We start from the raw sequence: 20,595 nt of genomic DNA, 5'->3' as shown, positions 1-20,595 counted from the left end.
CTGCGGGGTAACTGCAATTGGGCTGACCCGCGAGACGCCTTCGATCAGTTGTCGAGCATGTCGGCGGTGAGACCGGCCTCGGTGTTGGGAATGCCGAGGTCATCGGCCTTCTTGTCGGCCATCGCCAAGAGGCGGCGGATGCGCCCCGCGACGGCGTCCTTGGTCATCGTCGGCTGGGAGAGCTGGCCGAGTTCTTCGAGACTGGCCTGCTTGTGTTCCAAGCGGAGGCGCCCAGCGTGCGCGAGGTGCTCGGGCACCTCGTCACCGAGGATCTCCAGCGCGCGTTCGACGCGCGCTCCGGCGGCGACGGCCGCGCGGGCGGAGCGGCGCAGGTTGGCGTCGTCGAAGTTGGCGAGCCGGTTGGCAGTGGCGCGCACCTCGCGGCGCATCCGACGCTCCTCCCACGACAGCACGCAGTCGTGCGCGCCCAGGCGCGTGAGCAACTGGCTGATCGCGTCGCCGTCGCGGATCACCACGCGGTCGACACCGCGCACCTCACGGGCCTTGCTGGAAATACCCATCCGGCGGGCTGCGCCGACCAGCGCGAGGGCTGCCTCGGGTCCGGGACAAGTGACCTCGAGCGCCGACGACCGTCCGGGCTCGGTGAGTGAGCCGTGGGCGAGGAAGGCTCCGCGCCAGGCCGCTTCGGCATCGCACACCGACCCGTTGACCACCCGGGGCGGCAGGCCGCGCACCGGCCGTCCGCGACCGTCGATCAGGCCGGTCTGCCGGGCCAGTGCCTCACCGTCCTGGCTGACCCGCACGATGTAGCGACTGGTGCGTCGGAGACCACTGGCGCTCATCACCACGACCTCGGCCACCTGGCCGTAGAGTTCAGCGATGTCCCGTCGCAGCCGGCGGGCGGCATTGGCGGTGTCGAGTTCGGCCTCGATCACGATGCGGCCACCGACGATGTGCAGACCACCGGCGAAACGCAGGATCGCCGATATCTCAGCCTTCCGGCAGCAGGTCTTGGTGACCGGCAGTCGACTGAGTTCGTCCTTCACCGCGGATGTCATGGCCATGCCGGCCATCTTCTCACTGGTTGGACTCCGAGGTGCTGCGGGTGAGTGGCCGCCCGTCCGGCTATCCGAGCAGGTCGCGGTATGCCGCGGCGAGAAGCAGTGCGTCGTGGGTGCCGGACTTGTCGTGCTTGGCCACCGGACGCACCGCGACCTGTGCCCCAAGTTTGCTCGCAGCCTCACGCAACTGGTCCTCGCGGCCTTCGACGGCGGCCGGGTCGACCAGGATCACGTCGAAATGGATCTCCGGTGCGTGTGCCACCAGGACGTCGAGCAGATCGGCAGAGGTGAAGCCCTCGGTCTCGCCGGTGTGCACGACATTGAGGGTGAGCAAGCGGTGAGCACGGGTCTGCACCAGTGCCTCACGCAGGTCGGGAACGGCCAGGTGGGGCATCACCGAGGTGAACCACGAGCCCGGACCGAGGATGATCCAATCGGCGTCGTGAATGGCTTCGACTGCTTCCCGGCAGGCGAGCGGAGGGTCGGGCAACAGCCTGATCGACTCGACGCGTCCGGGGGTGGTGGCCACCTCCACCTGCCCGATCACCTCGGCGAGGCCGTTCGGGTCGTCGCCGACGCCGCGCACCATCGCCCGGATCTGCAGCGGTTCGGTCGACATCGGCAGGACTCGTCCGCGTGCGCCGAGCAGTTGACCGACGAAGTCGAGGCCGGCCACCGGGTCGCCGAGGAGATCCCAGAGTGAAGCGATGATGAGGTTTCCGAGCGCGTGGCCACCCAGGGGGCCGTCACCGGCGAACCGGTGCTGCAGGGCGTCGCGCCACTGCAGACCCCACTCGGTGGTGTCGCACAATGCCGCCAGCGCCATCCGTAGGTCACCTGGAGGAAGGATGTCGAATTCCTTGCGCAAGCGGCCGCTGGAGCCGCCGTCGTCGGCGACGGTGACGATCGCGGTGATCTGGTCGGTGAGCAACTGCAACGCCTGCAGTGACACCGACAGGCCGTGGCCGCCACCGAGTGCGGCGACCGCAGGACGCGACCGACCAGGCCGACGTTCGGCCCGGACCGTCATTCGCGACCCAGGTCGCGGTGTACGACCACTGCACGGATGCCGTCCTCGCCGTCGAGACGCAATCTCAGCGCTTCGGACATCGCCACCGATCGGTGTTTGCCGCCGGTGCAGCCGACGGCGATCGTGACGTAGCTGCGGCCTTCGCGCAGATAACCCGCCAGCATGGGCTCGAGCATGTCGACAGCGCGGTCGAGGAACTCGCTCGCTCCCGGCTGCGCCAGCACGAACTCGGACACGACCTGGTCCTTGCCGGTGAAGGGTCGTAGCTCGGGGTTCCAGAAGGGGTTGGGCAGGAAGCGCATGTCGAAGACGATGTCGGCGTCGAGCGGGATGCCGTACTTGAAACCGAACGACAGCACCGCGATGCGCAGCTTGACCTCGGCGCCGTCCTCCGGCCCCAGGAACTGCCGCACCTTGGCCGTCAGCTGGTGCACGTTGAGTCCGCTGGTGTCGATCAGCACGTCGGCGTTGGCGCGCAGGTCGCGCAAGGTCTCGCGCTCCCGCTGGATGCCGTCGAGCATGCGTCCTTCGCCCTGCAACGGATGCGGACGCCGCACCGACTCGAAGCGCCGCACCAGCGCCTCATCGGTGGCGTCGAGGAAGAGCACCGTCGGGCGCCAACCCTCGTCGCGCAGGCGATCGAGGCCGTCGCGGAAGTCGGTGAAGAAGGCACGCGACCGGACGTCGACGACGGCGGCGAGCTTGGAGGGGGTGCGATCGGAATTGGCGGTGAGCAGCTCCGCCATCGGCGACAACATCTGCGGCGGCAGGTTGTCGATGACGTACCAGCCGCTGTCCTCCAGAACATTGGCCGCACTCGTGCGTCCTGCCCCACTCATACCGGTCAGGACGAGCACCTCGTGCCTGTCGCGTTCGGCATCAGTCATCGCTTGGCTGTTCATACGCTCCTACTCCAGCACCTCGCCCGTCGTCACGTTGATCGCCGGTGCGCTCTCATCCTTGCGTAGATGGTCGAAGATCGCTCGGGCGAGGGCCGGACCGATGCCGTCGACCGCCTCCAACTCGGCCACCTCGGCCTGCCGCAACTTCTTCACCGAACCGAATTTCTTCAACAGGGCCTTACGACGTACCTCCCCCAACTTTGGGATGTCGTCGAGCACGGAGGTGGTCATCGCCTTGCTGCGACGTTGCCGGTGGAAACTGATCGCGAAACGGTGCGCCTCGTCACGCACCCGCTGCAGGAGGTAGAGGCCCTCACTCGTGCGCGGCAGGATCACCGGGTGGTCGTCACCCTCTATCCACACCTCTTCGAGACGCTTGGCCAACCCGACCACCGGGATGTCGTCGATGCCGAGTGCGGCCAAGGCCCGGGTCGCTGCACTGACCTGCGGCTTGCCGCCGTCGACGACGACGAGTTGCGGCGGATAGGCGAAGCGTCGCGGCTTGCCGGTGGTCTCGTCGATCGGGCCCGACACCGCCGGGGTGTCGTCGAGCTCGGAGTCGTCGAGTTCGACGTCGCCGGCGTTCTCGCGGTCAGCCAGATACCGCTTGAAGCGGCGGGTGAGCACCTCGTCCATCGCGGCGGTGTCGTCGACGCGTACTTCGCCGTCGGGCATTTCGGTGCCGCGGATGAGGAACTTGCGGTACTCGCCCTTGCGGGGCAGGCCGTCCTCGAAGACGACCATGCCGGCCACGACATTCGTGCCCTGCACGTGGCTGATGTCGTAGCACTCGATGCGCAACGGCGCCTGGGGAAGGTCGAGGTATTCCTGGATGTCCTGCAAGGCCTGGCTGCGGGCCGAGAGGTCACCGGCGCGCGCCACCTTGTGGCGGGCCAGCGACTGCTTGGCGTTGCGGGTGACCGTCTCGGCGAGCGTCTTCTTGTCGCCCCGCTGCGGCACCCGCAACGACACCTGGGAGCCGCGTCGTCCACTCAGCCACTCCCCCATCGCCTCCACATCGGTGGGCAGGATCGGCACGAGCACCTCCCGGGGTACGGACTGGCCGACCTCCTCGCCGTACACCTGTTGCAGCAGCCGCTGGATGACATCGGCGAGACCGACATCGCCTTCTGCTTCCTTGTCGACCACCCAACCGCGCTGACCTCGCACCCGGCCGCCGCGCACGTGGAAGACCTGGACGGCCGCCTCGAGATCGTCGTCAGCGACACCGAAGACGTCGGTATCGGTGGAATCACCGAGCACCACGGCGCTGTGCTCGAGCGATTTACGAAGGGCGCCGATGTCGTCGCGGCGTCGGGCGGCGGTCTCGAAGTCGAGTTCGGCGCTGGCTTGCTTCATCGCCTGCTCGAGACGCTTGACGAAGCGGCCAGTGTTGCCATCCATGAAGTCACAGAAGTCTTCGACGATCTCTCGGTGTTCGTCGGCGCTCACATTGCCGACACACGGCGCTGAACACTTCTCGATGTAGCCCAGCAAGCAGGGTCGACCGACCTGGCCCGCACGCTTGAAGACACCAGCGCTGCACGTGCGGATCGGGAAAACCCGCAACAACTGGTCGAGCGTCTCGCGAATGGCCCAGGCATGCGCGTACGGACCGAAGTAGCGGGTGCCCTTGCGTTTGGCCCCGCGCATCACCTGCGCCCGCGGGAACTCCTCGCCCATCGTGACCGCGAGGTAGGGATACGACTTGTCGTCGCGGTACTTGACGTTGAAACGAGGGTCGAACTCCTTGATCCAGGAGTACTCCAGCTGCAGTGCTTCCACCTCGTTGCGCACGACCGTCCACTCCACCGATGCCGCGGTGGTGACCATCGTGCGGGTGCGCGGGTGAAGTGCGGTGATGTCCTGGAAATAGGACGAGAGCCGGCTGCGTAACGACTTCGCCTTGCCGACGTAGACCACCCGGCCGTCGGGATCGCGGAAGCGGTAGACGCCCGGGTCGACGGGGATGTCGCCGGGCTTGGGTCGGTAGGTCGAGGGGTCAGGCACTGCTCCACCTTATGAAGCGGCACCGACAACCCTGTGCGGGCTGCCGGTGCCGGTGAGCGTTCGAGCTCAGGAGATCTTGAGGTTGTCGCCGTCGGCGCCGACCTTCTTCTCGTCCAACGCCTTATCCGCCGGGCCGTTGATCACCGATCCGTCGGCCAACGAGAACGCGCTTCCGTGGCACCCGCAGACGATGGCGTCGCCGTCGACACGTGTCATGGCGCACTTCTCGTGGGTGCAGATGTTGCTGAACGCCTTGAAGTTGCCGGCCGTCGGCTGCGACACGACGAACTTGTTGTCCTTGTCGACAAAACCGCTGCCGACCGGCACTTTCGACTTCGGGACGCTCACGCCGCCGGACACGGCCTCGGAGGCGGCTGTGGACGCCGACTGCGCGGCCGAGGAGACGTTGGTGCTGGCGTCGGAGGCCAGGCTCGACGCGGACGACTTGGCTGCCTCCTGCTCCTCCTTGCTGCAAGCCGCCAGACCGCCGGCTGCCGCGACGACGCTCATGCCGCGCAGGACTGATCGACGGTTCGTGCCATCGGTGGGAAGGTTCGATTCGGTCATCAACACTCCTTGAGTCGGTCTGCGTCCATCCTTGCTCACCAGAGCCGGATGAATGCCGTAAGCGGGTTAGGACTTGGCTGTGACCTTCCGGGTCGACTTCTTCGCAGCGCCAGATGCCTTGCGCGCAGGTGTCTTCGCCTTGGCCGCCGAAGCAGCCTTCTTGGCCGTGGCGCCATTGCGTGAAGTGGACGAACGCTGCTGCGAAGGACGGGCACCGTCGGTGTCGAGCAGTGGCTTGAGGAAGCGTCCGGTGTGGCTCGCCTCCACCTGCGCCACATCTTCGGGCGTGCCCTGGGCAACGACGGAGCCACCGCGGAAACCACCCTCGGGCCCCATGTCGACCACCCAGTCGGCCGACTTGATGACGTCGAGGTTGTGCTCGATGACCACGACCGTGTTGCCCTTGTCGACCAAACCCTGCAGGACACCGAGCAGTTTGCGGATGTCCTCGAAATGCAGACCGGTGGTCGGCTCGTCGAGCACATAGATCGTGCGTCCGGTCGAACGCTTCTGCAGTTCGGCAGCCAACTTCACGCGCTGGGCTTCACCACCGGAGAGCGTCGGCGCAGGCTGACCCAGGCGGACGTATCCGAGGCCGACGTCGACGAGAGTATTCATGTGCCGCGCGATCGCGGGCACCGCGGCGAAGAAGTCCTTCGCCTCCTCGATCGGCATGTCGAGCACCTCGGCAATGGTCTTGCCCTTGAAGTGCACCTCCAGCGTCTCCCGGTTGTAGCGCGCACCGTGGCAGACCTCGCAGGGCACATAGACATCCGGCAGGAAGTTCATCTCGATCTTCAGCGTGCCGTCACCGCTGCACGCCTCACAGCGTCCGCCCTTGACGTTGAAGGAGAAGCGACCGGGCTGGTAGCCGCGCAGCTTCGCCTCGGTGGTCTCGGCGAACAATCGCCGGATGTGATCGAACACGCCGGTGTAGGTGGCTGCGTTACTACGCGGGGTGCGGCCGATCGGGCCCTGGTCGACGTGCACCACCTTGTCGAGGTGGTCGAGGCCCTCCACGGTACGGTGACGGCCGGGCACGTGGCGGGCGCCGTTGAGCTGGTTGGCCAGCACGTTGTAGAGGATGTCGTTGACGAGGGTCGACTTGCCGGAACCCGAAACACCAGTGACCGCAACGAGATTGCCCAGTGGGATCGCGACATCGACGCTCTTGAGGTTGTGCTCGCGGGCGCCGCGCACCACCACCTCGCGGCCGTCGTTCGGGCGCCGGATCGCCGGGGTCTGGATGGAACGTCGGCCGGCGAGGTAGTCGCCGGTGATCGACTTCTTGTTGCTCAGCAGACCCTTGACCGGGCCGGAGTGCACCACTTCTCCACCGTGTTCGCCGGCGCCCGGACCGATGTCGACGACCCAGTCGGCGTGGGCGATCGTGTCTTCATCGTGCTCGACGACGATCAGCGTATTGCCGAGGTCGCGCAACCGGGTGAGCGTCTCGATGAGGCGGTGGTTGTCGCGCTGGTGCAGACCGATCGAGGGCTCGTCCAGCACGTAGAGCACGCCGACCAGGCCCGAACCGATCTGGGTGGCGAGGCGAATCCGTTGTGCCTCACCGCCGCTCAGCGTGGCCGCCGGCCGGTCGAGCGACAGGTAGTCGAGGCCGACATCGAGCAGGAAGCCGAGGCGAGCGTTGATCTCCTTGATCACCTGCTCGGCGATCTGTCGCTCACGCGCGGTGAAGTCGACCTTCTCGAAGAACGCCGCGGCTTCGTTGATCGGGAGTTCGGCCAGTTGCGCGATCGAGCGTCCGCCCACAGTCACCGCGAGCGTCTCAGGCTTCAAGCGCGAGCCCTTGCACGTGGGGCAGGGCACCTCGCGCATGTATCCCTCGTACTTCTCCCGGCTCCAGTCGGAGTCGGTCTCACCGTGGCGCCGCTTGATGAACGGCACCACACCCTCGAAGCCGGTGGTGTAGCTGCGCTCTCGGCCGTAGCGATTCTTGAAGCGCACGTGCACCTTGTAGTTCTGGCCGTGCAACAGCGCCTCGCGGGCACGCTCGGGCAAGGCCCGCCACGGAGTGTCGAGCGAGAACCCGAGATCATCGCCGAGCGCGCCGATGACGCGGGTGAAGTAGTCACTGGACGTGCCGCTGGTGGTCCACGGCAGGATCGCACCCTGCGCGATCGACTTGTCCTCATCGGGCACGACCAGTTCGGGGTCGACCTCGAGTTCGGTGCCCAGGCCCGTGCATGCCGGGCAGGCGCCGAACGGGCTGTTGAAGGAGAACGACCGCGGCTCGATCTCGTCCATCGCCAGGGGATGGTTGTTGGGGCAAGCCATCTTCTCGGAGAAGCGACGCTCCCGCGGCAGTTCGCCGTCGCTGCCGTCGGTCGACGGGTCGACATCGACGAACTCGATGAGCACGATCCCGCCAGCCAGACCGAGGGCCGTCTCGATCGAATCGGTGAGGCGCTGCTTACCGGTGCGGTCGTCCGGGCCCTTTGAGACAAGCCGGTCGACCACGACGTCGATGGAGTGCTTCTTCTGCTTGGCGAGGGTCGGCGGCTCCGCGAGCGTCACGACCTCGCCATCGACCCGGGCACGCGAATAGCCCTTCGTCTGGAGCTCGGCGAAAAGGTCGAGGTATTCACCCTTGCGCTCGCGCACCACCGGCGCCAGCACCTGGAAGCGCGTGCGATCGGGCAGAGCGAGCAACTGGTCGACGATCTGCTGCGGCGTCTGGCGCCCGACGGGCGCGCCACAGACCGGGCAATGCGGACGTCCGGCGCGCGCATAGAGCAGACGCAGGTAGTCGTAGACCTCGGTGATGGTGCCGACCGTCGACCGCGGGTTGCGGTTGGTCGACTTCTGGTCGATCGACACCGCGGGCGACAGACCTTCGATGAAGTCGACATCGGGTTTGTCCATCTGGCCGAGGAACTGTCGCGCGTAAGCCGACAGCGACTCGACGTAGCGGCGCTGGCCCTCGGCGAAGATCGTGTCGAAAGCCAGCGACGACTTGCCCGAACCGGAGAGGCCGGTGAAGACCACGAGGCTGTCTCGGGGCAGGTCGACGGTGACGTTCTTGAGGTTGTGTTCGCGCGCGCCCTGCACCCTCAAGTGGTCATGAGCGCGGCGGGACGGGCTGGACGAACTGGTCTGTGCAGGCACGCCCGCCATGCTAAGCGTCCGCACCGACAACCATCACTTCCTTGGACGACCCAATACTTGGTCATGCGTCCATATGGGAAGACCGGGCTTGCGGCAAACGACCTCCGCACCAAGACCTACCCGCAGGTCGTTGCCGCGCTCCGGGCAGTACACGCGAAGGCACCCAAGGCGAAGGTCGCGATCCTCGGCTACCAGAACGCGCTGCCTGCGGTGCCGACCGCGGCGTGCCAGGCCAAGACCCTCCTCGCCAAGGGCGACTTCGCCTATGTCAACGACATCCAGGCCACCCTCAACAGCGTGATCAAGCAGGCCGCGACCGACACCGGATCGATCCACGTCGACTTGCCGGCGATCTCCGCCGGGCACGACTCGTGCGCCGGTGCAGCCGCGTGGGTCGCGCCCCTCGGCGACCCGGGCAATCTTGCTCCGGTGCACCCGACCAGCGCCGGCAATGCCGCGATGGCCACCGCCACCGCGCGCGCATTCGGACTCGCCTGAGCCATCACGAATCACAGAACACGGCGCGGCGTCCGAAGACGCCGCGCCGTGTCCTAATCTGACCCGATGCTGGACGACGTCGACCGCGCCCGAGAACCCTCCCTCACCCCGATCGAGGACTACGCGATCATCGGTGACACCGAGACCGCTGCACTGATCAGCCGCTTCGGCTCGATCGACTGGCTGTGCCTGCCGCGCTTCGACAGCGCCTCGTGTTTCACCAAGCTGCTCGGTCATGCCGAACACGGACGGTGGCTGCTGCGTCCGTTCACCGACTCCGAAACGACGCGCGAATACTGCGGAAACACCTCGATCCTGGAGACCACCCACCGCACCGCGACCGGTGTGGTGAAGGTGACCGACCTGATGCCGCTGGGCATGGAACGCGCCGACCTGGTGCGCATCGTCGAATGCCTCGAGGGCGAGGTGGAGATGCAGCACGAGTGGATCGTGCGCTTCAACTACGGCCGCACCCGCCCGTGGATCTCGCACCGCACCGACGGCGACCTCGACATGCTGGTCGCCATCGCCGGACCCGACATGCTCGTCATGCGCAGTTCACGGCGGCCGCACGCCGAAGACGGAACGCACCGTGACCGGTGGACGATGCGCGCCGGTGAGCGTGAAGAGTTCATCCTCAACTGGTTCGCCTCGTGGAAGCCGATCCCGGAGTCGACCGATGTCGCACGTCGCATGGCCAAGACGATCGAGACCTCCGAGGCATGGGCAGCACAGACCAGCTACGAGGGCCCTTACCGTGAGGCGGTCGTCCGCTCGCTGTTGGTGCTGCGGCTGCTCACCGACACCCGCCGCGGCGGCATCGTCGCAGCCCCGACGACCAGTCTGCCGGAGGACTTCGGCGGGGTACGTAACTGGGACTACCGCTACTGCTGGCTCCGCGATGCCGCCCTCACCCTGGAAGCACTGCTGAGTGCTGGCTTCGTGGAGGCCACCGACCTGTGGCGCGACTGGCTGATCCGCGCGATCGCTGGTGACCCCGAGGACATGCAGATTATGTACGCGGTCGACGGCGGTCGAGAACTGCCCGAACGCGAACTCGACCACCTGCCGGGCTACGCCGATTCGCGCCCGGTGCGGATCGGTAACGGCGCCGTCGACCAGCGTCAGACCGACGTGCTGGGCGAGGTGATGGTGGCGCTCGATGACGCGCGATCCATGGGCATCACGGAGTCGGACCAGTCGTGGGCGGTGCAGCGGGCACTGGTCGAGAACCTCGCTCGGCACTGGGACGAACCCGACAACGGCCTGTGGGAGATCCGTGGACCCCTACGTCACTTCACCCATTCCCGGTTGATGGTCTGGGCAGCGTTCGACCGAGCCATCCGCGCCGTCGAGGAATTCGGTTACGAGGGCCCGGTCGACGACTGGAAGTCGCTGCGGGAGACCGTGCGTGAGGAGATCCTCGAACGCGGTTTCAACCACGAGATCAACTCCTTCGTGCAGCACTACGAGACCACCGAGGTCGACGCCAGCCTGCTGCTCATCCCGCTCGTCGGGTTCCTGCCCGGCGACGACCCGCGCATGCTCGGCACGATCGAACGCATCGAGCAGGACCTCATGCGGGACGGCCTGTTGCTGCGGTACCGCACCGAAGCCGGGGTGGACGGCCTGCCCGGCGACGAGCACCCGTTCCTCGCGTGCTCCTTCTGGCTCGTCTCGGCCTACGCCAGGGCCGGGCAGGTCGCCGATGGCCATGCCTTGATGGAGCGCCTGGTCGGCCTGCGCAACGACGTGGGCCTGCTGGCCGAGGAGTACGACGTCGAGAACAACCGGATGGTCGGCAACTTCCCACAGGCTTTCAGCCACCTGACCTTGGTGGGCGCCGCCGTCGAACTGGCACGCGCAGATGCCCGAACCGCGGACGGCGGGGCGACCGACCGGTAACCCTGCACGCCGAACTATCGTGGCGTGTGGTTGCCGCCGGGGAGACGGCACCACCGACGAGAGGGAGCCATGAACTACGACGGAAAGGTCGAGCCGGGCGGACCCGCCCAGGTGCTCGACACCGGAAACGCACGCATCACCAAACGCAGCGTGGGCAGCATGAGCAACAACGCATACCTCGTGCAGGACGCCGCGACCGGTGCCGCCTTGTTGATTGATGCCGCCGCAGATTGGCCGCTGATCGAGGCGATGATCTCCGAGGCGGACGCACGAGTGGTCGGCATCGCGACGACCCACCGGCACTTCGATCACGTGGGTGCGCTGGCCGAGGCCAAGGACGCCCTGGCCGCCCCCACACTCGCCGGCGCGGACGATGCCGACGAGATCGAGGTGCCCACTGATCGACGGCTCACGGACGGCGACACCATCCCCGTCGGGGACCTCACCATCACCTGCACGCATGTGCGCGGGCACACTCCCGGGTCGATCGCCTACTCGTTCGCCGGATCGGATGGCCGCAGCCATCTCTTCTCCGGCGACACGCTCTTTCCCGGCGGCGTCGGCGCGACCGATCACTATGACTACCAGTCCTTCCCGCAACTCATCGACGACGTCGAGGAACGTCTCTTCGGATGTTTCGACGACTCGACCGCCGTCTATCCGGGTCACGGGAACGACACCACCATCGGAACGGAACGACCAGCATTGAAGGAGTGGCGAGCACGTGGTTGGTGACGCGGTGAAGCGCGCGTACGTCGTTGTGGAGGCCACCGGGTTGTGGCGTGCGCCCGAGGCCTTGCGCCCGATCGACGCGCCCATGACTCGGCCTGAGCCCGATCATCAGGAATGGCTGGCGGGCATGGACGAGCACGAGATCGAAGGGGCGGAGGGCAGGGGCGGCCTGCTCGATGTGATCGACTCGGAGTTGTCCTTCGGCGAACCCGTCGACATCCACGAGACCCGTGACGGGTGGGCGCGGGTCACCTGCCCGTGGCAGCCCAGCAGTCGGCACCCGCAGGGGTATCCCGGATGGGTGCCGCAGGCTCACCTCGGTGACGAGGCTCCTCGATCCGAGGACGCGCCACGCGACGACTCCCCCGCAGACATCGAACCCAGCGCCTACGTCGAGCAGGCTCGCACCCACCTGGGGCTGCCCTATCTCTGGGGCGGGCTCACCGCCGAAGGGCTGGACTGCTCCGGCTTGGTGCACCACAGCGCCCGCTCGCTCGGATGGTCGGTGCCCCGCGACGCGGACGACCAGTACCGCGCATCGCAGGACGTGCCGCTCGACCAGGTGCGTGCCGGAGACCTCTACTTCTTCGCCAAGCCGGGCGCGTCGATCCACCACGTGGGCATCGTCACCTCGCCCGGAAGCATGATCCATGCACCGGAAACGGGTGCAGGCGTGACCGAGGAAGTGCTCTCGCCGCAACGATTGGAGACCCTCAGCTGCGCTGGACGCATCCTTCGGTGAGGATCCGCTCCTCGATCGATCGGGTGCCACCCGTCGCCCTGGTCATGGCGGCTGTGGTGTCGGTGCAATTCGGTGGCGCCCTCGCAGCAACACTGGTGCCGAGCATCGGCGCCGTCGGCACCGTGGCGCTGCGGATGGCGCTCTCGGCGGGTGTGATCGTGCTGCTGGTGCGGCCACGGTGGCGGGGGCGGAGTGCTGCCGATTGGCGAGCCGTCGGCTTCTACTCGGCTGCATTGGGCTTGATGAACCTCGCGTTCTACGCGGCTCTCGCGCGGCTGCCGATCGGGGTCGTGGTGACCATCGAGTTCCTCGGGCCGCTGACCCTGGCCGCGGCGCTCTCGCGACGTGGGCGTGATCTGATCGCCGTCGGGACGGCCGCCGTCGGCGTGATGCTCATCTCCGAGGCCCTCTGGACGCCGTGGGCAGACCTCGATCACGTGGGCATCGCATTCGCCCTGGCAGCCGGCGCGATGTGGGCGGCGTACATCGTGGCCGGAGGACACACGGCGCACCGGTTCGCCCAGTTGGACGGACTCGCAATTGCGTTGGCGCTCAACACCATCGTGCTACTGCCGATCGGAATCGCCACAGCGGGTGGCCGATTGATCGAGCCGGAGATCTTGGTCAAGGGATTCGGCGTGGCGATGCTCTCGACCCTGCTCGCCTACGGACTCGAACTGCTCGCGCTGCGCCGATTGGCTGCGTCAGTGTTCGGCATCCTGCTCAGCCTCGAGCCGGCTGTCGCTGCGGTGGCGGGACTCATCATCCTGTCGCAGACCCTCGCGCCACTGCAGTTGGTGGGCATGGCCCTGGTGGTCGCCGCCAGCATCATCGTGATGGGCAGCGCCCGACGATCACGTCAGCCGGCGACAGCCGACTGACGGTCGCGGCGCAGCAGGCCGTGCCGCTCGGCGTACTTCTCGAACCACAGCGTGGCCAGCGGCGGGATGCTGCTCAGCAGGCCGAGCACCAGGTGCTTGGCCGACCACTTGTGGGTGAAGGCCACCCAGAGGCAGCTGACGACGAAGAAGATGAAGACGCCGCCGTGGATCGGACCGAAGATCTTCACACCGATCTCGGACGACTTCACCACCCACTTGAAGAACATGCCGGTCAATAGCCCGATCCAGGAAATGGCCTCGGCAATGGCAGCGATCTTGAACAGCTTCGCGGACGGGTGGGTTGCAACATTCACGTCGGACACGCCCCAACCCTAAGCAACGCCCAGCCTGCCGCGGCGACGAGGTGCCTGAGCCGACTGGTCTGCCCCACTCGCAGCACCGAGCGTTCACTCAGCTGGTGGCCGCCGTCATCTGTCGTAGCTCCTTCTTAAGGTCGGACAGTTCGTCACGAAGCCGTGCTGCCAACTCGAAGTGCAGATCGGCAGCTGCCTGGTGCATCTGTTCGGTGAGCTCCTGGATCAGCTGCGCCAGTTCGGCCGCTGGCATGTTCTGGGTGCGCGCACCGCCTGCGACCTCGGCATCAGCGGCCGCGGCTCCACGTCCACCTCTGCCCTTGCCGCGTGATTGGGTGCGACCACTGCCCAGCAGAGCGTCTGTGTCGGCGTCCTCCCGCTGCAGCATGTCGGTGATGTCAGCGATCTTCTTGCGCAGCGGCATCGGGTCGATGCCCTTCTCCTTATTGTACGCGAGCTGCTTGTCGCGACGACGCTGCGTCTCGTCGATGGCCTCCTGCATCGACGGCGTCATCTTGTCGGCGTACATGTGCACCTGGCCGGAGACGTTTCGGGCTGCACGTCCGATGGTCTGGATCAGCGACCGGGCCGAACGCAGGAAGCCCTCCTTGTCGGCGTCGAGGATGCTCACCAGCGACACCTCGGGCAGGTCGAGGCCCTCGCGCAGGAGGTTGATGCCGACGAGCACGTCGAACTCGCCGAGGCGCAACTCTCGCAGCAATTCCACGCGGCGCAGGGTGTCGACCTCGGAGTGCAGGTAGCGCACCCGGATGTCCTTCTCCAGCAAGTAATCGGTGAGATCTTCGGCCATCTTCTTGGTGAGCGTGGTGACCAGCACGCGTTCGTTCTTGGCGGTGCGTTCGCGGATCTCGTGGAGCAGGTCGTCGATCTGACCCTTGGTGGGCTTGAGGACGATCTCGGGGTCGACCAGACCGGTCGGCCGGATGACCTGCTCGACATAGCCGTCGGACTTGGCCATCTCGTAATCGCCCGGCGTCGCCGAGAGGTAGACCGTCTGCCCGATGCGCTCGAGGAACTCCTCCCACTTCAGCGGTCGGTTGTCCATGGCGCTGGGCAGCCGGAAACCGTGGTCGACCAGCATCCGCTTACGCGACATGTCGCCCTCGTACATCGCCCCGATCTGCGGGACGGTCTGGTGCGACTCGTCGATGACGAGCAGGAAGTCTTCGGGGAAGTAGTCGAGCAGGCAGTTGGGTGCAGAGCCCGCCGACCGGCCATCGATGTGCCGCGAGTAGTTCTCGATACCGGAGCAGGAGCCGACCTGGCGCATCATCTCGATGTCATAGCTCGTGCGCATCCGCAGCCGTTGTGCCTCAAGGAGTTTGCCCTGCTTCTCGAACTGCTCGAGGCGCTGCTCGAGCTCCTTCTCGATGCCGCCGATCGCGCGCTCCATGCGCTGCGGGCCGGCGACATAGTGGGACGCCGGGAAGACGTACATCTCGTCCTCCTCGTGCATCACCTCGCCGGTGAGCGGGTGCAACGTGTAGATGCGTTCGATCTCGTCGCCGAAGAACTCGATGCGCACCGCGAGTTCTTCGTAGACCGGAATGATCTCGACGGTGTCGCCGCGTACGCGGAAGGTGCCGCGGGTGAAGGCGAGGTCGTTACGGGTGTACTGCATCTGCACGAACCGGCGGAGCAGGTCGTCGCGGTCGAGTTGCTGCCCGACCCGAAGCCGCACCATGCGGTCGACGTACTCCTGGGGCGTGCCCAGGCCGTAGATGCACGAGACCGATGCCACGACGATGACATCACGCCGGGTGAGCAGGGAGTTGGTGGCGCTGTGGCGCAGGCGTTCGACCTCGTCGTTGATCGAGGAGTCTTTCTCGATGTAGGTATCGGTCTGCGGGATGTACGCCTCGGGCTGGTAGTAGTCGTAGTACGACACGAAGTACTCGACAGCATTGTTGGGCAACAACTCCCGGAACTCGTTGGCCAACTGGGCGGCCAATGTCTTGTTGGGAGCCATGACAAGAGTCGGGCGCTGCACCTGCTCGATGAGCCAGGCTGTCGTCGCCGACTTACCGGTGCCCGTCGCACCCAACAGCACGACGTCCTGCTCCCCGCCCTTGATGCGGCGGGTGAGGTCGGCGATGGCGGTCGGCTGGTCACCGCTGGGAGTGAACTCCGAGACCACTTCGAACGGAGCGACGCGGCGTTGGAGGTCTGTGGTGGGGCGCATGGGTCAACCGTAAGACCGACCACCGACAATTAGGCTCCCTGGTGCTGTTCAGCGCGGCTCGAACTTCGGCACATTAGGCCGGTGCCGACTGCCGAAAGATGCCGATGACCTTTCTGAACGACTCCTCCGCCCTCATTCGGGCGCTACGGCCACCGGCGGGATATTCCACAGGTCCGGTGGTGCTGGGTGAACTGCGCCGGGTGATCATCTCGGGCCAGGTCAAGCCTGGCACCGCCATCCCGCTGGACGAGGTCGCCTCGCTCTTCGGCATTGAGTCACATCCCGGTGCGAGAAGCCCTGAAGACGCTGCTGGGCGAGGGGCTGATCGCGCACGCGCCGCGCGGTCTACGACTGTGAGTAGTAGTACGCTGGTGGGGTGAGCGAGACCGCACTCAGACGCCCCGAAACCCAACCTCGCAAACACTCCCGCAAGTCGCCGGGTTGGGTCCCTCAGCAGCACGGCGCCTGGGCGATGCTGGCCAGTCCGGTGCTCGTCGGGGTCATCGCTGCTGGGCCAGCCCTGGTGCAGGTCCCGCTCGTGCTCACCTGGTTCACCGGCTACCTCTGGTTCAACGCCGTCGGCTTGTGGCTGAAGTCCCGGCGTCAGGCGCGCTACCTGCCGCCGGTCCGCGCCTACACCGCTGCTCTCGTGCCCCTTGGCGCGCTCGTCCTGGTGATGCAGCCGGGCCTGGCTCGGTGGGCTGCCGCCTTCGCGCCGCTGGTGGGGTTCGGGCTCTGGATGACCGCCCGGCGGCAAGATCGGGCGCTCGCGTCAGGCATCGCGACGGTCATCGCTGCTGCCGGATTCACGGCGGTGATCATGGACGCGGCCGGACCCCTCGACATCGCCGCGGCGACGCGACTCTCCCTCATCCAGTTCGGCTACCTGGTGGGCACGCTGCTCTACGTGAAGACGATGATCCGCGAACGCGGCAACCCGCGCTTTCTGGCGGCGTCCGTCGGTTGGCATGTCGCCTGCACCGCAGTCGCGCTTTCCTTCGGGCTCTGGCCGGTGGGCGTGATATTCGCCACGCTGACGGCGAGGGCTTGGTTCTTCAGTCGAATGCCGTTGTCTCCCAAGCAGGTCGGCAAGCGAGAGTTCGGCTTTCACGCCGCCGTGATCGTGGCGGCCCTGTTGGCTTCCTGATCGCCCCGCGGCTGCGACACTTGCGGGATGACAGTTTCTGCGCCCTCCGCATGAGCCCGTCGACCGTCCTGGCCGCCGCCTATCTCATCGTCGGACTGGCCCTCTTCGTCGGCCTGCTGCTCCCCCGCCTCACCGAGAACCGCGCGATCTCCAGCCCGATCGTGCTGCTCATCATCGGACTGGCGGCCGGTCTGGTGCCGCTACCGGATGGGGTGACCCTGCACCCGCTTGACCACCCGGCGCTCGCGGAGCAGCTGACGACGGTGACGATCATCGTCGCGCTGACCGGCGTCGGCCTGGCCCTTGACCGACCCCTGCAACGCACGCGCCGCAGTTGGCAGCGCTGGAACGCCACCTGGCGTCTGATCTTCATCGCGATGCCACTCGCGATCGCAATCACCGCTGCCCTCGGATGGTGGTTGGCCGGTCTCGTGCCCGGTGCTGCACTTGTTCTCGCCGCCGCTCTGGCACCCACCGACCCGGTTTTGGCATCCGATGTCCAGGTCGGCGGCCCAACCGTCGACGTCTCGGACGATGCATTGGACGAGGACGACGAGGTGCGCTTCGCGCTGACCTCCGAGGCCGGACTCAACGACGGCGCGGCATTCCCCTTCGTCGTCGCGGGCCTCTCCATGCTCAGCGCCGGATCGGTGTGGTCATGGGCGCCAGCCTGGATCGCCTGGGAACTCATCGGTCGCACCCTCATCGGCGTGCTGGTCGGCTGGGTCGTGGGCACGCTCCTGGGCAAGCTCGCCTTCCGCGCTCCCAAGGGGATGCGCTTCGCCGACCTGGGCGACCCCTTGCTCATCGTGGCTGCACCGTTCATCGCGTACGGTCTGGGCGAACTCGTGCACGGCTGGGCCTTCCTGTCGGTCTTCGTCTGCGCCCTGTGCATGCGCGCCAGCGAACCGACGCACGAATACCACGACCAGATGCACGGCGTGATCGAACGACTGGAGCACCTGCTCACCCTGCTGCTCCTGCTGTTGTTGGGAGCAGCGCTCACCGACGGCATGCTGGGAGATCTCACCTGGCCGGGCGCGCTGGTGGGCCTACTGCTGATCTTCGTCGTCCGGCCGGTGACGGCATGGCTGGCGCTGTGGAGTCCGGGGACGATCGATCGAGCGGGCGACGGTGTGCTGGGCCCTCGCGAGCGACTGGCGACGGCCTTCCTCGGCGTCCGGGGCATCGGCACGCTGTTCTACCTCGCGTACGCGACAGCGCATTCTCAGCTCGACAATGCCGCCGAGCTGTGGTCGATCGCCGGTTTCACCGTGGCGCTTTCGGTGCTCGTGCACGGCATGTCAGCCTCCCCCGTCGTCAACTGGCTCGACCGCGCGCGTCAGCGCAACGGGTGACCCTCGATCGCCCAACCGGTCTGCTCAGCCCATGCGCGAGCTTTGGGGAGCGCTTGGGCGAACCACGGCTCCTTCGCCTCGACGTAGTCCTGCTTGGTGTCTGGCGTTCCCCCCGGGTGCGCCTGCGCGGTCGCGTGTTTGAAATGCGCGTACGCGTCGCGGGCGGTGTCGTCGGCGCGCAACCAGTCGCGGAACTGCAACGCGATCTCGGACGCCGGGCCGCCGGCCTGACGGATGTGCAGATGGACCAGTCGCCCCGGGTCGGCGCCATTGGCGAAGTATTTGCGCCACAGGTCGGGATCGGGCGCCCACGCCTGAGCATGATCTTCGTTCGGACGCAGGCCGGTGAAGCCGGCGCCCTTCAGCGCAGCCTTGAACGAACAACCAACCAGCGCCGAATCGACGTGCTCGGCACCGTGCGTCCGAGTGACCCGATCACCCACCTCCTGATGTGCCACCGAGAGATCCGTCACCTGCAACTGCAGGTCGATGACGTCCTTGGCGGGTAAGCCGGGCACCGCGGTCGAGCCGATGTGATCGATTCGGACATCGGTGAATCCTGCTGCGTCGAGTTGATGGGCGATCCGCCGACACAGCCGTCGGGCTTGGACAGCCCAATCAGGATCGGGGTCGACGATCTGCACCGTGTCGGGCCGGCGCACCGGACGGTCGTGCTGGAGGTTGTCGGCATAGGGCTGGATCCGGTTGTGCCACAGGGACTTCACTGCTTGCTCCAGCTCGGCGAGGCCGCGGGAATTGTCGAGGAGGACGTCCGCAGCTTCGCGTCGCTGTTCATCGCTGGCTTGTGCAGCAATCCGCTTCTCCGCGTCGGCTCGCGTCATCCCCCGCTGCTCGACCAGGCGGTCGAGCCGAACGTGCGCCGGGACGTCGACGATCACCATGAGGTGATAACTGTTGGTCTGGCCGAGTTCGACGAGCAGCGGCATGTCGTGCACGACGATCGCATCGGCCGGCGCCTCTCGGAACAGCTGCGCCGTACGCTCGCCGATCAGCGGGTGCGTGATCGCCTCGAGTTCCTTGCGACGATCGGTGTCGGCGAAGACGATCGCGGCCAGTGCTGGGCGGTTCAGCGTGCCGTCGTCGGCGATGACTTCTTCACCGAAGGTCTCCTGAATCTGTTGCAGCCCAGTCGTTCCCGGCTCGACGACCGCTCGTGCGATCTGATCGGCGTCGATGACGGTCGCCCCCAGGTTGCCCAGCAGTGTGGACACCGTCGACTTACCTGACCCGATCCCGCCGCTCAGCCCGATACGCATCATGACGCCCGAGGCTACCCGGGTCATAAGCTGAGTCGGTGAGCACTCGACGCATTCTCATCACCGGCGGCGGCACTGGAATCGGGAAGGCCATCGCCCACCGATTCCTGGCCGAGACCCCCGAACTCGTGCTGGTCGGCCGACGAGCCGAACCCCTCGAATCCGCAGCCGAGGAGCTACGTGGGAAGGCGCCCGGTGCACGAATCGCCACCCGCACCTGCGATCTCACCGTGCCCGAACAGGTCGAGGAACTCGCCGGGCAACTTCGAACAGGTGCGCCCATCGATGTGATCGTGGCCAACGCCGGCGGAAACTACGGCCTCGGCGCGAAGACATTGGCCGAAACGGCCCAAGCATGGCGCGCCGATTTCGACGGCAATGTGCTCTCGGCCGTCCTCATCACGCAGGCGCTGCGCGACCACATGCCGCGACCGGGCGGCCGCATCATCGCGATGAGTTCCATTGCGGCCCTGCGTGGCTCGGGTGCCTACGGTGCTGCCAAGGCGGCGGTGAACGCGTGGGTGCTCAGCCTCGCCGGCGAGCTCGCACCCGAGGGCATCACGGTCAACGCGGTAGCGCCCGGGTTCGTCCCCGAGACCGACTTCTGGCAGGGCCGTATCGCGGCTGATCCCGGCATCATCGCTGACCGCACCGCACCCATCCCGATGAAACGGCCGGGCACCGCCGTGGAGGTAGCCGAAGCCGTCGCCTACCTCGCCGCCCCCGACGCCGGCTGGACCACCGGGCAGATCCTCCAGGTCAACGGCGGCACCCTCTTCGGCCGCGGCTGAACCGCGCACGAACCGAACTTCCACCGCACAAACCGGACGCAAAACACACGTTTTCGACATGAGAACGTGCGATATGCGTCCGGTTTG

At 66.7% G+C, this 20,595-nt stretch carries 17 protein-coding genes; 8 read left to right on the top strand and 9 right to left on the bottom strand.

The features are described 5' to 3' along the window. Window positions 1-44 precede the first annotated feature (44 nt). The 6 genes from whiA to uvrA form a co-directional block, all read right to left on the bottom strand. Window positions 45-1,025, bottom strand: coding sequence for a DNA-binding protein WhiA (gene whiA, locus J5M86_RS06980; RefSeq protein ID WP_188060796.1), 981 nt, complete (start codon window positions 1,023-1,025; stop codon window positions 45-47). Window positions 1,026-1,086: 61 nt separating this feature from the next. Next, entirely contained in the window at window positions 1,087-2,052 is a 966-nt protein-coding gene (gene yvcK / locus J5M86_RS06975; protein WP_188060797.1) for a uridine diphosphate-N-acetylglucosamine-binding protein YvcK, read from the bottom strand. Beyond that, a complete protein-coding gene (gene rapZ, locus J5M86_RS06970; RefSeq protein WP_244328528.1) occupies window positions 2,049-2,939 on the bottom strand; it encodes an RNase adapter RapZ in 891 nt (296 codons plus the stop codon). Before rapZ ends, yvcK begins: the two co-directional genes overlap by 4 nt. 21 nt (window positions 2,940-2,960) lie before the next feature. Continuing rightward, on the bottom strand, window positions 2,961-4,964 hold the full coding sequence (uvrC, locus tag J5M86_RS06965) for an excinuclease ABC subunit UvrC (RefSeq protein WP_188060799.1): 2,004 nt from the start codon (window positions 4,962-4,964) through the stop codon (window positions 2,961-2,963). Between the two features lie 66 nt (window positions 4,965-5,030). After that, the gene (locus tag J5M86_RS06960) at window positions 5,031-5,531 is read right to left on the bottom strand and encodes a Rieske (2Fe-2S) protein (protein ID WP_188060800.1); all 501 of its coding nucleotides are present in this window, start codon (window positions 5,529-5,531) and stop codon (window positions 5,031-5,033) included. Window positions 5,532-5,597: 66 nt separating this feature from the next. Beyond that, a complete protein-coding gene (gene uvrA / locus J5M86_RS06955) occupies window positions 5,598-8,669 on the bottom strand; it encodes an excinuclease ABC subunit UvrA (protein ID WP_188060801.1) in 3,072 nt (1,023 codons plus the stop codon). A gap of 54 nt (window positions 8,670-8,723) precedes the next feature. Here uvrA and J5M86_RS06950 point away from each other — a divergent pair, with 54 nt between their 5' ends. The 5 genes from J5M86_RS06950 (at window position 8,724) to J5M86_RS06930 (ending at window position 13,418) form a co-directional block, all read left to right on the top strand. Then, complete coding sequence (locus J5M86_RS06950) at window positions 8,724-9,158, top strand: GDSL-type esterase/lipase family protein (protein WP_188060802.1); 435 nt, start codon at window positions 8,724-8,726, stop codon at window positions 9,156-9,158. 66 nt (window positions 9,159-9,224) lie between these two features. Further along, complete coding sequence (locus tag J5M86_RS06945; protein WP_188060803.1) at window positions 9,225-11,063, top strand: glycoside hydrolase family 15 protein; 1,839 nt, start codon at window positions 9,225-9,227, stop codon at window positions 11,061-11,063. A 69-nt stretch (window positions 11,064-11,132) separates the two neighbouring features. Further along, on the top strand, window positions 11,133-11,798 hold the full coding sequence (locus J5M86_RS06940; RefSeq protein ID WP_188060804.1) for an MBL fold metallo-hydrolase: 666 nt from the start codon (window positions 11,133-11,135) through the stop codon (window positions 11,796-11,798). Then, window positions 11,788-12,537 (top strand): C40 family peptidase, encoded by a 750-nt coding sequence (locus tag J5M86_RS06935; RefSeq protein WP_208965122.1) that lies wholly within the window; start codon window positions 11,788-11,790, stop codon window positions 12,535-12,537. Before J5M86_RS06940 ends, J5M86_RS06935 begins: the two co-directional genes overlap by 11 nt. Continuing rightward, window positions 12,534-13,418, top strand: coding sequence for a DMT family transporter (locus J5M86_RS06930; RefSeq protein WP_244328527.1), 885 nt, complete (start codon window positions 12,534-12,536; stop codon window positions 13,416-13,418). The genes J5M86_RS06935 and J5M86_RS06930 overlap by 4 nt, the downstream gene beginning before the upstream one ends. Here J5M86_RS06930 and J5M86_RS06925 read toward each other — a convergent pair. Beyond that, complete coding sequence (locus tag J5M86_RS06925; protein WP_244328526.1) at window positions 13,397-13,741, bottom strand: DUF3817 domain-containing protein; 345 nt, start codon at window positions 13,739-13,741, stop codon at window positions 13,397-13,399. The two genes, J5M86_RS06930 and J5M86_RS06925, sit on opposite strands and share 22 nt — an antisense overlap. A gap of 88 nt (window positions 13,742-13,829) precedes the next feature. Then, window positions 13,830-15,935 carry an excinuclease ABC subunit UvrB gene (gene uvrB / locus J5M86_RS06920; protein ID WP_188060805.1) on the bottom strand — a complete coding sequence of 702 codons (2,106 nt, stop codon included), beginning with the start codon at window positions 15,933-15,935 and terminating at the stop codon, window positions 13,830-13,832. Window positions 15,936-16,311: 376 nt separating this feature from the next. Here uvrB and J5M86_RS06915 point away from each other — a divergent pair, with 376 nt between their 5' ends. Together J5M86_RS06915 and J5M86_RS06910 are read left to right on the top strand one after the other, a co-directional pair. Further along, window positions 16,312-17,082, top strand: coding sequence for a YwiC-like family protein (locus J5M86_RS06915; RefSeq protein ID WP_188060806.1), 771 nt, complete (start codon window positions 16,312-16,314; stop codon window positions 17,080-17,082). A 50-nt stretch (window positions 17,083-17,132) separates the two neighbouring features. Then, window positions 17,133-18,440, top strand: a complete 1,308-nt coding sequence (locus J5M86_RS06910; protein WP_188060807.1) for a sodium:proton antiporter — start codon at window positions 17,133-17,135, stop codon at window positions 18,438-18,440. On the opposite strand, the gene coaE is transcribed toward J5M86_RS06910, so the two are convergent. Further along, window positions 18,425-19,720: a dephospho-CoA kinase gene (gene coaE, locus J5M86_RS06905; protein WP_188060808.1), complete on the bottom strand. Its 1,296-nt coding sequence runs from the start codon at window positions 19,718-19,720 to the stop codon at window positions 18,425-18,427. The genes J5M86_RS06910 and coaE overlap by 16 nt on opposite strands. A 35-nt stretch (window positions 19,721-19,755) precedes the next feature. Between coaE and J5M86_RS06900 the strand changes: the two genes are divergently transcribed. Next, window positions 19,756-20,508 (top strand): SDR family NAD(P)-dependent oxidoreductase, encoded by a 753-nt coding sequence (locus J5M86_RS06900; protein ID WP_188060809.1) that lies wholly within the window; start codon window positions 19,756-19,758, stop codon window positions 20,506-20,508. Window positions 20,509-20,595 lie beyond the last annotated feature (87 nt).

It is taken from the genome of Yimella sp. cx-51 (genome assembly GCF_017654605.1).
Taxonomy (GTDB): Bacteria; Actinomycetota; Actinomycetes; order Actinomycetales; family Dermatophilaceae; genus Yimella.
This window is presented reverse-complemented; position numbering and strand designations above follow the sequence as displayed.

What these genes read in the sequence shown, in the direction of transcription:
- whiA (WP_188060796.1), bottom strand. Translation starts at nt 1,025, where the DNA reads ATGGCCATGACATCCGCGGTGAAGGACGAACTCAGTCGACTGCCGGTC.
- yvcK (WP_188060797.1), bottom strand. Translation starts at nt 2,052, where the DNA reads ATGACGGTCCGGGCCGAACGTCGGCCTGGTCGGTCGCGTCCTGCGGTC.
- rapZ (WP_244328528.1), bottom strand. Translation starts at nt 2,939, where the DNA reads ATGACTGATGCCGAACGCGACAGGCACGAGGTGCTCGTCCTGACCGGT.
- J5M86_RS06960 (WP_188060800.1), bottom strand. Translation starts at nt 5,531, where the DNA reads ATGACCGAATCGAACCTTCCCACCGATGGCACGAACCGTCGATCAGTC.
- uvrA (WP_188060801.1), bottom strand. Translation starts at nt 8,669, where the DNA reads ATGGCGGGCGTGCCTGCACAGACCAGTTCGTCCAGCCCGTCCCGCCGC.
- J5M86_RS06950 (WP_188060802.1), top strand. Translation starts at nt 8,724, where the DNA reads ATGCGTCCATATGGGAAGACCGGGCTTGCGGCAAACGACCTCCGCACC.
- J5M86_RS06945 (WP_188060803.1), top strand. Translation starts at nt 9,225, where the DNA reads ATGCTGGACGACGTCGACCGCGCCCGAGAACCCTCCCTCACCCCGATC.
- J5M86_RS06940 (WP_188060804.1), top strand. Translation starts at nt 11,133, where the DNA reads ATGAACTACGACGGAAAGGTCGAGCCGGGCGGACCCGCCCAGGTGCTC.
- uvrB (WP_188060805.1), bottom strand. Translation starts at nt 15,935, where the DNA reads ATGCGCCCCACCACAGACCTCCAACGCCGCGTCGCTCCGTTCGAAGTG.
- J5M86_RS06910 (WP_188060807.1), top strand. Translation starts at nt 17,133, where the DNA reads ATGAGCCCGTCGACCGTCCTGGCCGCCGCCTATCTCATCGTCGGACTG.
- coaE (WP_188060808.1), bottom strand. Translation starts at nt 19,720, where the DNA reads ATGATGCGTATCGGGCTGAGCGGCGGGATCGGGTCAGGTAAGTCGACG.